The following is a 12794-nucleotide window of genomic DNA, read 5'->3' as shown; positions in this document are numbered from 1 at the left end:
TGTAAGATTCTATATAAATGCAAGGTTCGCAAAGCTATACTTGATAAAGCTTTGCGAACTTTGCGGTAAAGTTTCCGCTGCGAATTCACGAATTAATACGAGTAAAAATCTTTTTAATCTGTGGCTAAAAATACTTTGTGATCTTTGCGTAAATCCTTGCGTGCTTTGCGGTTAAATTTCTTTACAGCTTGAAAACTACTTCAAAACCGTTGCCAATTCTACAATTTCAAAGTCAGGATTATGTACTACAAATTCTCTAATCATTTCAGTATGACCTGCGCCTAATAAAACCATTATTTTATCGTCTTTACTTTCTGTAAGTTTCGTAATCAAAGCATACATATAAAGATTTCTTCGGTACCATTCTGAAACTAAAAATGCACCCACAAAATTATCTGTTTTACCACCTTTTATTGCCGTTTGAAGATACCAACTAAGATCTGGTTTATTGACATCTAAAAGTAATTGGGTCAAAGAATACTTTGTAATTTTTGCGTTGAAATCTGTTTCGTAATTTTTCATGCTTTCTTCATTCTTCTTGATTAGATCAAGCTGATTATCAACTTTCATTTCTTTAACCAAACTATCATATGGAAAATCAGTTTCGTTGTAATCAATTGCATATAATTTTTTATGACCTAATTTTTTAGCAGATCTTAGAGCTACTTGTACTCTTTCATCTGAATCATTCTTAAGCAAACTATCAGTATTTTTAGCAAAAAATTGATCTAGTTTGGCTTGTTTTTTGTAATTCCACTCCACAAAAATTTTATCAGGACCAAATTTTTTAATCTTATCGGTAATGTTTTCCAGTTCTTTTTGGCTTTTGTCTGTCATGACATTAAAAGTATTTACTTTAGCAACGTCAAGTCCTGGATTTTCAAAATGAAAACTTCCGAATAATAATATTTGTTTCTTTTTTGTTTGAGCAAATGTCAAGTTAAATGTAGTTAGTACTAGTAATAGAATAATTTTTTGCATGATGATTTTGTGTTTTAAATTCATTGCAAATGTATTAGAGGAATTGAAGTGCTTTTTCGATTTTTGACAAACACCAAGTTCCATATTATAAACACTCAAAATTCTTGATTGAAAAATTTGATGTATTGTTTTTGATAGTTCATCACAGAAAATATAGGTTTTATATAAATATAGTATTCATGTAAAGTCATAGTTGTATTTTTGAAATAACAACAACATTATTATGAAGCTAAAGATTCCCTTTTATTATCATATTCTTCTTTTTTTAGGTTTGTTTTTTACCTTTTATCTCTGGGATATTGGAGTAAGTAATCGAAAATTGGATGCTGTTTTCAGCAGTATGTATTTCTTTTTTAATGCGGGTTTTGTTCTGTCTATTTTCGTTGTCTATCTTTTGAATTTTTATGTTTTTTGTGATTGGTTTTTGAACAGAAAAAGGATTTTGCTCTATTTTTTGAGTATTCCTGTTTCGCTACTAGTTTTTGCGGGAGTCCGTTATTTTTTGCAGGAAGTTGTTGTGTTTGAAATTACCGGAATTCATAATTATGCAGAAGAAACGCGTGAAATTGGGTATTATATTAGGGATAATTTTTTCTTCGGATTGCCGGCCGTTATTTTAAGTGCATTAAGTTATTTATTTTGGCAATTTCAGGATACTTACAAGCAAAATCAGGAATTGTTATTAGAAAATAAAAAAGCACAACTTCAAATGTTGAAATCCCAGGTAAGTCCGCATTTTTTATTTAATACTTTAAATTCCTTCTACAGCCAATTGGTTTTGAAAGATGATAAAATGGCTTCAGATATTTTAGTCTTGTCAGATTTGCTTCGTTATGTCATTACAGAGACAGAAAAGGATGAGGTATTGCTTTCTAAAGAGATTCAGTTTGTGCAAAACTACATTCATTTACAGCAAAAAAGATTTGAAGATCAGTTGTATTTAGACTTTGAAATTGAAGGCAGTTATTCAGCTGAAAAAATCCTTTCATCGGCTTTAATTCATTTTATAGAAAATGTTTTCAAACATGGAAGATTGAATAATCCTGAAGAAAAAGCATTTATTTCGATCAAAATAAAGCAGGACTTTTTAGAGCTGTCAACCTTTAATTATAATGTGGGAGGAGAGAATTACTCATCAACCGGAATTGGTTTTGAGAATCTGACCAAACGTTTAGAATATACTTACAAGGATCAATTTGTACTTGAAAAAACAGCAGAAAATAATACCTTTAAAACCTATTTAAAAATACCGTTAAAAAAATAATATGAAGTTTAAATGTATCATTGTTGATGATGAACCGCCAGCAACGCGAATTTTAGAAAATTATATTGGAAAAGTTTCTTTTTTGGAAAATGTAGGTGTTTTTAATGATTCCTTAAAAGCATTAGAATTTTTAAATACGCAAAGTGTTGATGTTATTTTTTTAGATATCCAAATGCCACAATTAACTGGCTTGCAGATTTCGAGAATAATTTCAAAAGATATAAAAGTCATTTTTACAACAGCTTATCCTGATTTTGCTTTAGAAGGTTTTGAATTGAATGCAGTTGATTATTTATTAAAGCCAATTGCCTTTGAGCGGTTTTATCAAGCAGTGTCAAAACTGAATACAGACTCTAAAACCGAAGTTGTAACGAATGATTCGTCTGATTTTATTTTTGTAAAAACGGATGGTAAAAATAAATTTCAGAAGCTATTTTTATATGAAATTTTGTACGTAGAAAGTCTTCAGAATTATGTTTGTATTCATACTTTGAAACAACAAATTATTACGCATTCGTCTTTAAAAAACGTAATTGAGTCACTTCCTGAAAAAGACTTTATTCAGATACATAAATCGTTTGTAGTTGCTTTAAAACAAATTGAATCTACAGATAGTTTTTCGGTTTTTATCAATGCAAAGGAATTGCCAATTGGAGCGACTTTTAAAGATGCTTTTTTCGAAAGAATTGATCAGAATAAAATATAGAAATTTCGTTTGACAATGGTTTAACCGCAAAGAGCGCAAAGATTTTTTATATAGGTTTAAATAAAAACGCAAAGTTCGCAAAGCTTGATCAATTTTGCTTTGCGAACTTTGCGTTTACTAAGCGCAATAAAGGAAAAGGCCTTTGCGGTTAAATAGTAACTATTTCTTATTCTTACCGTTTTTATAAACCACTTTTTCTACAACTTGAATTTTTGGTGTTGTTTTAGAATTGTTTTTCTTGAAAGGTTTTTTAGCCGCAGCTCCTGTTTTAGAAGGAGCTTTATCGCCTCTTCCTTTTTCAGCATCTTTTGCGCTAGCTTTAAATTCAGGTCTTTCTTTGGTGTTATCTTTCTTCGGAATTTCAGCTTTATGTTTGGCTAAAACGTCATTCGGATTTTTCGGGTTTTCTTTCGTGCCTCTTAAATGAATTACTAATCCGTTTAAGAAATTACGTAAAACCTGATCACCACATTCCATGTAATTTTCATGATCTTCGGCTCTAAAAAAAGCTCCCAATTCTGATTTTGTAATTCTAAAATCTACTAATTCTAAAATTTCAACTATTTGGTCGTCACGGAGCATCAAAGCCACGCGAAGTTTTTTTAGGATATCGTTGTTCGTCATTGTTTAATTTTTTACAAAGGTACGTTTTTAAAGTAATTTGATTATGATTTATTAATGTAGGCTGAGTTTTTTTGCCCCGAATTTCACGAATTTTCACGAATTCCGTTGTGTTTAAAATTTAATTCGTGAAAATTTGTGTAATTCGAGGTAAACTTTTTTGCTCTCAGTTAGAATTATATTCGTTAATGATGGATGTTAATTTATCCAAATCTTCGCGAAGATGATTCGCTGTAACCACAATTCGATTTAGATTACCGGCATTTTTCTGATATTTAAAACTAGCAATAATGATTTTATGCGATTTTAGAATTTCAATAATACGATCATCTTTTAAATAAATTAAAGGATACGTTTTATCAAATTTTATAGAGTCGTGTTTAATTAGTTTTTGGTCAATATAATCGAGATTCCCAAGTAATTTTTGATGTTGAGTTTTGTAAAGAGTTTCGGCATCGGCTAGAGTTTGAACAAATGCAGGATTCATTCCGGCCGCAGAAACAAAAATATCCTGTGTTTTTATTTGATTGATAAAAGAAGTGTCGCTAGCAATAACTCCACCACTTAAACCGAAAGCTTTTCCTAAAGAAGAAACCATGATTTTTCGTTTAATTGGGAGATTAACGTTAGAGTAAATTCCACAGCCATTTTTACCTAAAATCCCGAGAGAATGCGATTCATCAATAAGAAGCGTGACTTCTTTATGATTAGGAATTTCTTTTAATATTGATAAATCAATTGCTTTGGTTTGAAATCCTGAAACGGCATCAGTTAAAATTGTGATTCTTTCCGATTTAGAATCTAATAAACGTGCGTTTATTTTATTATCGATAAAGATTGGTAAACTATCTTGTACCTGAATTGCAGTGTGATTGTTCGGAAAATGAAAGAATAAATAGGTTTGTTTCTTTAATTCTTCAATTACCAATTTTCCAGCCAGCATTCCTGATGAGACAGTAATTGTGGCTTCTGCTTTAATATGTTTGGCTAAAAAATCTTCCCCATTTTTGTAAGCTGTCAGTTGTATATTGGCACTTCTTGAACTTCCGTAATTTGTTCCCCATTTTAAGATGTTTTTAATGACCAATTCCTGAAAAGATTTATTGGTCGGTAAACCCAAATAGGCTGTTCCTCCAAAATACAAGTATTCTTCGTGATCGATTTCAATAGTTCTATCCGGAAATTGATTGACATTCATAACAATTACAATAAGGTTACACCAGTTCCATTAAGATCAGAGTAATGAATAACACCGTTTTTTATCGTTACACCGGTTGCAATATCTTCCGCTAGAAGCAATGCTCCATCCATGTCAACATAATCTAATTGAGGTAGTAAATGTGCAATTGCCGAAATTCCAACAGTTGATTCAGTCATACAGCCAACCATTGTTTTTAAGCCTAATTTTTTAGCTTCTTCGATCATGCGTTTTCCTGGAGTTAAACCACCGCATTTTACCAATTTTACATTTACGCCGTGAAAATGATTATGACATCTTGAAACATCTTCTTCGATAATACAACTTTCGTCTGCAATAATAGGTAAAACAGAATGTTTGAAAACTTCTTTGTGGGCTTCCCAATTGTCTGCTTTCATTGGTTGTTCAAGAAATTCAACGCCTAGTTTTTTTAATTCAATGGCATTGTTAATTGTTTCTTCAACTCCCCAGCCGCAGTTGGCGTCAATTCTAAAAATAGCGTCGGTATGTTTACGGAGTTCTTTTACAATGGCAATATCTTCTTTGGTTCCCAATTTAATTTTATAAATAGGCCAAGGAAGTTCCTGCATTTTTGAAACCATTTTTTCTATAGATGCAATTCCAATAGTATAATCTGTAAGCGGATTTTTCTCAGTGGTATAATTCCATAATTCGTATAGTTTTTTGCCTTTTTTACGTGCATATAAATCATTATAAGCCAAATCTAAAGCGCATAAAGCAAACATATCATGTTTTAAATATGGATAGATTTTTGCCCAAAAAACATCAGGAGTTTCATCTTCAGAATCTTCAATTATACTTCGGAATCTTTCCAAGTCTTTCATCATCATTGGAACAGTTGTTTTGTAATACGGATTTGAAGTTGCTTCTCCAAAACCGGAATATCCATCACTTTGCAATTCAACAATCAAAGAAGGTTGAAAATCAATTGATTCTCTTGAAATCGTAAAAGTGTGTTTTAGTTTTAAGTTGTATTCTCTTAAAATTAGTTTCATGATTGTATGATTGTTTTTTTATTTTAGTATCCAAGCCATAGCACTGCATTTACAAAATTATCTCGCCACAATTTTTCATTGTGCTCGCCGCCTTTGACAATTTTTGTTTTGTTGAGATGCAGACAATAACAGCGTTTCTTGTCCAATAAACGTTCCATTTTTTTTATATCGTTCACCATATCATCACTTTCTTTGTCTCCACATAAAAAATAAATTTTGGTTTTAATTTTAGGCGTTTGTTCTGTTAGGGTATAAATATCATTCGAAAACCAGAATGAAGGTGAAAAAATACCTGCTTTTCCAAATGTTTCCGGGTATTTTAGAATCGCATAATAGGAGACCAATCCGCCAAGAGAACTTCCCATAATAATGGTGTTTTTGGCTTTTGTTTTGGTTCTGTAGTTTTTATCGATGTAAGGTTTTAATGTTTTTACAATGAAATCGAGATAATTATTAGCATTTCCACCACCATATTTTTCATTTTTAAAAGGCGTTAATTCGTCTATGCGTTTGTCATTTCCATGCTCGATTCCAACAACAATTACTTGCGCTTTTAAACTGTCCAGCTTTTCATCAACATTCCATTCACCAGAATAAGAAGTTTTTTTATCAAACAAATTTTGAGCATCATGCATATAGATGACGCTGTATTTTTTTTTGGCTGTTGAGGAATAATTTTCAGGAAGGTAAATCCAGATTTTTTTAGTGGTTTTAAGTTGTGGCGCTTCAATCGTAAAAGTAGATACGTTTTTTGAAGCGGTACTTTCTTGCGAAAACACAATAGAGGTTAACGATAAAAGTATAAAAAAGAAAAATCCTCTAATCATGAGATTCTTTGCGTTTTAGTTTTAAAAACAATATTTTAGCTAAAAATAATAAATTGATGAATACCGAGACAGAAAAGAGAAGTTTACTTTTAGAAATGATTGCTTTTTCGACCGTTGACGGGCAATTGCATAAAAGAGAGTATGACTTTTTGTGGTTGGTTGCTCAGGAATTAAATATTGAATACGCCGTTTTTAAAGATTTGTTTCATCAGGAAAATACGACTGTAATCATAAAATCAGAGTTTCAACGTATTCAACAGTTTTACAGATTGGCTTTGATTATGTATTGCGACGGTATTTTGCATGAAAAAGAAGCAAAGGCAATTCAGCAAATTGCGATTGAAATGGGATTGAATCCAACGGCAGTAAAGCGTGTTTTAGATTTAATGGAAAAAGCACCAAACGCTATGATTGACCCTAAAATACTTTTGAAAGTATTTCAGGAACAACACAATTAATTTAGGACGGTAATAAACCAAAGTATTTTAAAATCTTGTTTTATTTTTTTGAAGATTGAAATTTTGGATGACCTGTATGAGCATAAGCAAAACTTATAACGTCGCTTGATTTTTCGATTGTTTTTGTCGAGCTGTCACCCATTCCGTGACCTGCCTCAAAATCAGTAAAGAAAAGTATTGGATTGCCGGATGCATTTGCATTTTGAAGTGAAGCTGCAAATTTTGCCGGTTCCCACGCAATCACACGCGGATCATTCATCCCGGCTGTGATTAATGTTGCAGGATAAGAAGTGCCTTTTTTAATATGGTGATAGGAATCCATTTCTAGTAAGGCTTTAAATTCTACTGGATCTTTTACAGTTCCAAATTCTGGAATATTGGCAGGACCACTTGGAGATGTTTCTGACCGAATTGTGTTGAATGCCCCAACTTGTGGAATTGCAGCTGCGAATAAATCTGGTCGTTCTGTAATCGCTCTGCCAATTAGAATTCCGCCAGCACTTGCGCTCCAAATTGCAATTCTTTTTGGTGATGTATATTTTTCCTGAATTAAGTATTCTGCTGTTGCAATCAAATCTTTCCAGGTATTGGGCTTAGTTGTTTTAAAACCTGCTTTGTGCCATGCTTCTCCTAATTCGCCGCCGCCTCGAACATGTGTAATAACATAAACGCCGCCATAGGTGCAATAAGGCAATGCAAGTCCCGGGCTAAAACGAGGTTCCATTGATATTCCGTATGCTCCATATCCCATCATTAAAACAGGATTGTTTCCGTTAAGTTTTATGTTTTTATCGTAAATAATAGAAACAGGAACCTTTACTCCGTCATGCGAGACAATTGTAACCTCTTTGGAAATGATATTTTTAAATTCCGGATATTCAATTTGTTTTGTTAAAGGCTGAAAAGTAAATGTATTGGTAGATGGATTGTATAAATAACGTTTCATTGGAGAGGTCCAGCCTGAAAATGTCATCCAGATATCGCTTTTGTTTTCGCTTATGGTTAAAAAAGAAATAGAACCAGCTTGAAACGGTAACTTTAGCTCGATTGGATTTGGTTTTCCTTTTGCTAAAAAATATACTTTTGCCTGAACACCATTTTCTGTAAGTGAATAATACAAACCGTCTTTCGTGATCGTAAAATTTGTTATGTTTCCGTTTTTAGGTTCTTCCACAATTGTGATCGAATTTTTTATTTCTGGATGCAAAATGGGGGCTTTAAGAATTTTGAAATTGGACGCATTTTTAAAAGTTAAGTAATAAATAAACTCTTTGTCCAGAAGATAATTAGTGACTTCGTCGCTTTTATCAACTAGCATTTTCCATTTTGCAGGAACAAAATTGTCTTTAAAATCAGTCGCATACAATTTAATCCTATTGTCTACTGTAAGAACTAGGCCGTAGTTTTTATTCGAATTTTTATGATAAAGACTTAAAGGAAATTCTTCTGCCGTAATATTTAGTTCGGGATTAGTAGTATTCGAAAAGTATTCCATGTCCTTATTAGGGTCTTCTCCTAATTTATGGTAATACACTTTACCATTTAACAACCTGTTTGGATTAGTGATATTAGAAGAATTTAATCTTTCATACGTAAATGAATTTCCATCCGGCATCCATGAAGGAGTACTGTACCAGCATCTGTCGAACACTTCAGGATATAATTTTCCATCTGCGTTTACAATGACTAATTCAGCACTTTCAGAGCCGCTTGGGGCAATTTCCAGCGCTACTTTATCTCCTTTTTCATTGGGAGTTATAGTGCTTATATTGTAATTTATTCCCGTTGATTTTTTATAAGTTTCGGGATCAAAAAGTAATTTTTCGACTCCTTTATATCCGATTCTATGGTACAATTTACCGTTTTCTTGATTGGCATTGCGTTTCAAATAGAAATAATTATTGTTTTCGGTAATTTGAAGGTCAGTAATAGTGCTCTCTTTCCTTGCGTCTAGTGCTTGTAGTTTTTTAATAAGATTTTGACGTTCACTAACTTCATTTAATTTTTCTCTTGCATATGTAGCATTAGATTTCATCCAATCAATCACATTTGGGTCTTTTAAGTCTTCGAGATATCGATAAGGATCTTCTACCTTTTCTCCAAAATAATCGTCGGTAACAATTTTCTCTAATGCAGGCTGTGGTTTAGTTTGCCCAAAATTGTATACTATTGAACCTAAAAGAGAAGCAATAGTCAAAGTGAATTTAGTGTTCATAATTTGTCTAGTTTAGAAGTAAGACTAAAATACCAGGTAGATTATGGACGCGTAAATTTATAAAATTATTTTAAATAATTAATAACTAGATAGTTGTATTTTTTTTATGCTAATTGTTCTTGTAGTTTTTTAATGTCATCACGCAATTTTGCGGCTTGTAAAAAGTCTAACTCTTTTGCCGCTTTTTCCATAGATTTTCGTTTTTCACGAATCATTTTTTCTAATTCCGGTTTAGATAAATAGGCTGTTTCTGGTTCAGCTGCGGCCAATAAAGTATGACCTAATTCATATTCAACCAATGGATTTTTTGTAAAAGCGCTATCGATTTTTTTATTTAAAGCCTGTGGTGTTATTCCGTGTTCAGTATTATAGTTGATTTGTTTGGTTCGGCGATAATTGGTTTCATCGATTGTTTTTTGCATACTTGCCGTAATTTTATCTGCATACATTATGGCTTTTCCGTTTAAATTTCTTGCGGCACGACCAATAGTTTGTGTCAAAGATCTGTGACTTCTAAGAAAACCTTCTTTATCAGCATCCAAAATTGCTACAAGTGAAACTTCAGGCAAATCAAGACCTTCACGAAGTAAGTTAACTCCAATTAAGACATCAAAAATACCTTTTCGTAAATCCTGCATAATTTCGATACGTTCAAGAGTATCAACATCTGAGTGAATATAACGACAACGAATATTTACTTTAGTCAGGTATTTTGCCAATTCCTCTGCCATTCTCTTGGTCAAAGTAGTTACTAAAACTCTTTCATCCAGCTCACAACGAACATGTATTTCCTCGATTAAATCATCTATCTGATTTAAACTTGGTCTTATTTCTATAATTGGATCTAATAACCCCGTTGGGCGGATAACTTGTTCAACATAAACTCCATCAGTTTTTTGTAATTCATAGTCGGCAGGTGTTGCAGATACATAAATTACCTGATTTTGCATGGCTTCAAATTCTTCAAATTTCAAAGGTCTGTTGTCCATTGCGGCAGGTAAACGGAAACCATATTCTACAAGGTTTTCTTTACGGCTTCTGTCACCTCCATACATAGCGTGAACCTGCGAAATAGTAACGTGACTTTCATCAACAACCATCAAATAATCATCTGGAAAGTAATCTAATAAACAAAAAGGTCTTGTTCCGGCTTCTCTTCCGTCAAGATAGCGCGAGTAATTTTCAATTCCTGAGCAATATCCTAATTCACGAATCATTTCCAAATCGAAATTGGTACGTTCCTCAAGACGTTTTGCTTCAAGGTGTTTTCCGATTTCTTTAAAATAATCAACTTGTTTTACCAGATCTTGTTGAATTTCCCAAATAGCATTTTGCAAAACATCTGGTGAAGTCACAAACATATTGGCGGGATAAATAGTGAGTCTTTTGAATTTCTCAATGACTTGTGAAGTCTTGGCATCAAATGATTCTATTTCTTCGATTTCATCTCCAAAAAAGTGAATTCTAAAAGCATCATCGGCATAACTTGGATACACTTCGACTGTATCGCCTTTTATTCTAAAAGTTCCCGGTGTAAAGTCAGCTTCAGTTCTGGCGTATAAACTTTGTACTAAACTGTGTAATAATTTTGTTCTTGAAATTACCTGATCTCTCGAAATCTCGATGACATTTTTCTGAAATTCAACTGGATTTCCAATACCATACAAACACGAAACCGAAGCGACTACTAAAATATCTCGTCGCCCTGAAAGCAGAGAAGAGGTAGTGCTTAGACGCATCTTTTCGAGCTCTTCATTGATAGATAAATCTTTTTCGATGAAAACCCCTGTTACAGGCATAAAAGCTTCGGGCTGATAATAATCGTAGTACGAAACGAAGTATTCTACTGCATTGTTAGGGAAAAACTGTTTGAACTCAGAATATAACTGAGCTGCCAAAGTTTTGTTGTGTGCTAAAACCAAAGTTGGTTTTTGAACTTCCTGAATAACGTTTGCAACCGTAAATGTTTTTCCGGATCCTGTAACCCCTAATAAAGTCTGATATTTTTCGCCATCTCTGATACCTTGAGAAAGCTTTTCAATAGCTTGAGGCTGATCACCTTTTGGACTATATTCTGAGGATACTTGGAAATTCATTTTTGAATGATGAAAGGATTAGTTTTGTAAAGATACAAAGTTTGATTTCTATAAAATAATTACAAGAAAATTATAATTGATTGAATTACTCTAAAAAATCAATCATAGCATTATTAACCGTTTTAGACTGATCAATAGATAAAAAATGTCCCGCATCTTTTATCGTTTGGGTTTTACTGTTGGTTAGGTATTTGTTGGCTCTTTCTAAACTTTCTTCTGAATTGATGACATCGTGATCTCCAATTAAAACTAAAACCGGATTTGCAATCGATTTTAATTCATCATCTGAAAAAGGGGTCATTTTTAGCATACTTGAATTTGATTTAGCATATTTATTGGCTAGATAAAATTGTCTTTTATAAATGGGACTAATTTTTTCAGGATGAGTAGAAAATGTTGTCAATGTTTTGCTGAATTTTTTTTCGCTCGGAAAAAGTTTTAAAAGTAAAGCAGATGATGTTTTTCTTGGTTTATCAATAAATTTGAAGGTTTGCGCCGGACTTAATAAAACTATTTTATCAATTGAATTTCCTTTTTGAGTTGCCAGTAAAGTGGCGATCCAGCCACCACGGGAAGCTCCGATAATATCAAATTTCTTTAATTTATAATGATCAAAGATTTCTTTGTAAAAGATTGCAATTTCTTCTGAGGAAAGTGGTTTTGAGGTTAAAGTCGATTTTCCGGGCTCCATTATAAAATCAATAGCATATATGCGATGATTTTTGGCTAAAGGTTTAATGTTTGGATACCACATTGTAGAACTGGCGTCCATTCCGTGGATTAGAACTAAATCTTTTCCGTTTTTTGGGCCTGCAACAACAATATGTGCCGTTCCGTAAGTCGTTTTTATGTTTTCTTCAGAATAGGGAATATCCCATAGTTTTAAAGCTTTGTCGTACGAATTTAGATAGGCTTGTTTTTCATTTTTTGTTTTAAAAACATAGTCATCAAATTTTATTTTTTTAGAAGAAGCGCAACTAACAAATAAAAATAAAAGGGAAAATCTGAATAGTAATTTTGACACACTCATAAAGTTCAATTTACTCTAAAGGTACGGAAATTGCAAGCTGAAAAAGTATCAGAATTTTGTTTTAAAGTATTATAATTATACTGTTTTGCTTTTTGCGGTAAGATGGTAGACTTGCACTAAAGCTAAAATAGCGTTTGGAATAATAACTGGTAAAAGCCATTGGTTAACATCTCTGTAATCCTTTAAAAAGATACCGTAGATTACAAAACAGATACATCCAAACATATTAATAAATCGGATTGTTTTGAGGTCTTTTAGTAAAAAACCTCCGACAATAAAAAATGATGCGAGATAACCAATATATTCTGCCATGATTTTAGATTAATTGCTTTAGAGTAAATTTACCAAAAACAAATAATAAAATCAATGTTTTGTGTTGAAA

Annotated in this window: 12 protein-coding genes; 3 read left to right on the top strand and 9 right to left on the bottom strand. The window is 32.4% G+C overall.

Annotated features, from left to right (window positions below):
• Nucleotides 1-195: 195 nt before the first annotated feature.
• The gene (locus ACHRVZ_RS05095; protein ID WP_395421108.1) at nucleotides 196-1005 is read right to left on the bottom strand and encodes a DUF5694 domain-containing protein; all 810 of its coding nucleotides are present in this window, start codon (nucleotides 1003-1005) and stop codon (nucleotides 196-198) included.
• A 199-nt stretch (nucleotides 1006-1204) separates the two neighbouring features.
• Between ACHRVZ_RS05095 and ACHRVZ_RS05090 the strand changes: the two genes are divergently transcribed.
• Both ACHRVZ_RS05090 and ACHRVZ_RS05085 read left to right on the top strand, forming a co-directional pair.
• Nucleotides 1205-2245 carry a sensor histidine kinase gene (locus tag ACHRVZ_RS05090; protein WP_395421106.1) on the top strand — a complete coding sequence of 347 codons (1041 nt, stop codon included), beginning with the start codon at nucleotides 1205-1207 and terminating at the stop codon, nucleotides 2243-2245.
• 1 nt (nucleotide 2246) lies between these two features.
• Nucleotides 2247-2951 (top strand): LytR/AlgR family response regulator transcription factor, encoded by a 705-nt coding sequence (locus ACHRVZ_RS05085; protein ID WP_395421105.1) that lies wholly within the window; start codon nucleotides 2247-2249, stop codon nucleotides 2949-2951.
• Nucleotides 2952-3110: 159 nt separating this feature from the next.
• Here ACHRVZ_RS05085 and ACHRVZ_RS05080 read toward each other — a convergent pair whose 3' ends face one another.
• The 4 genes from ACHRVZ_RS05080 to ACHRVZ_RS05065 form a co-directional block, all read right to left on the bottom strand.
• On the bottom strand, nucleotides 3111-3575 hold the full coding sequence (locus ACHRVZ_RS05080) for a DUF1456 family protein (RefSeq protein ID WP_395421103.1): 465 nt from the start codon (nucleotides 3573-3575) through the stop codon (nucleotides 3111-3113).
• Between the two features lie 163 nt (nucleotides 3576-3738).
• Nucleotides 3739-4770 carry an aminotransferase class I/II-fold pyridoxal phosphate-dependent enzyme gene (locus tag ACHRVZ_RS05075; protein WP_395421101.1) on the bottom strand — a complete coding sequence of 344 codons (1032 nt, stop codon included), beginning with the start codon at nucleotides 4768-4770 and terminating at the stop codon, nucleotides 3739-3741.
• A 5-nt stretch (nucleotides 4771-4775) separates the two neighbouring features.
• Complete coding sequence (locus tag ACHRVZ_RS05070; RefSeq protein ID WP_395421099.1) at nucleotides 4776-5786, bottom strand: dipeptide epimerase; 1011 nt, start codon at nucleotides 5784-5786, stop codon at nucleotides 4776-4778.
• Nucleotides 5787-5809: 23 nt separating this feature from the next.
• A complete protein-coding gene (locus tag ACHRVZ_RS05065; protein ID WP_395421097.1) occupies nucleotides 5810-6613 on the bottom strand; it encodes an alpha/beta hydrolase in 804 nt (267 codons plus the stop codon).
• A 56-nt stretch (nucleotides 6614-6669) separates the two neighbouring features.
• Between ACHRVZ_RS05065 and ACHRVZ_RS05060 the strand changes: the two genes are divergently transcribed.
• Complete coding sequence (locus ACHRVZ_RS05060) at nucleotides 6670-7071, top strand: excinuclease ABC subunit B (protein ID WP_395421095.1); 402 nt, start codon at nucleotides 6670-6672, stop codon at nucleotides 7069-7071.
• A 40-nt stretch (nucleotides 7072-7111) separates the two neighbouring features.
• On the opposite strand, the gene ACHRVZ_RS05055 is transcribed toward ACHRVZ_RS05060, so the two are convergent.
• The 4 genes from ACHRVZ_RS05055 to ACHRVZ_RS05040 form a co-directional block, all read right to left on the bottom strand.
• The gene (locus ACHRVZ_RS05055) at nucleotides 7112-9286 is read right to left on the bottom strand and encodes a prolyl oligopeptidase family serine peptidase (protein WP_395421094.1); all 2175 of its coding nucleotides are present in this window, start codon (nucleotides 9284-9286) and stop codon (nucleotides 7112-7114) included.
• Between the two features lie 104 nt (nucleotides 9287-9390).
• Nucleotides 9391-11382 (bottom strand): excinuclease ABC subunit UvrB, encoded by a 1992-nt coding sequence (uvrB, locus tag ACHRVZ_RS05050; protein WP_395421093.1) that lies wholly within the window; start codon nucleotides 11380-11382, stop codon nucleotides 9391-9393.
• A gap of 85 nt (nucleotides 11383-11467) precedes the next feature.
• Nucleotides 11468-12412, bottom strand: coding sequence for an alpha/beta fold hydrolase (locus ACHRVZ_RS05045; RefSeq protein ID WP_395421092.1), 945 nt, complete (start codon nucleotides 12410-12412; stop codon nucleotides 11468-11470).
• Between the two features lie 75 nt (nucleotides 12413-12487).
• Nucleotides 12488-12724, bottom strand: a complete 237-nt coding sequence (locus ACHRVZ_RS05040; RefSeq protein ID WP_395421091.1) for a uroporphyrinogen decarboxylase — start codon at nucleotides 12722-12724, stop codon at nucleotides 12488-12490.
• Nucleotides 12725-12794: the final 70 nt, after the last annotated feature.

Origin of the sequence: Flavobacterium sp. FlaQc-57 (assembly GCF_044007395.1) — a bacterium.
Lineage (GTDB): Bacteria > Bacteroidota > Bacteroidia > Flavobacteriales > Flavobacteriaceae > Flavobacterium.
The sequence above is the reverse complement of the archived record's forward strand: the minus strand, read 5'-3'. Positions and strand labels throughout refer to the sequence as shown.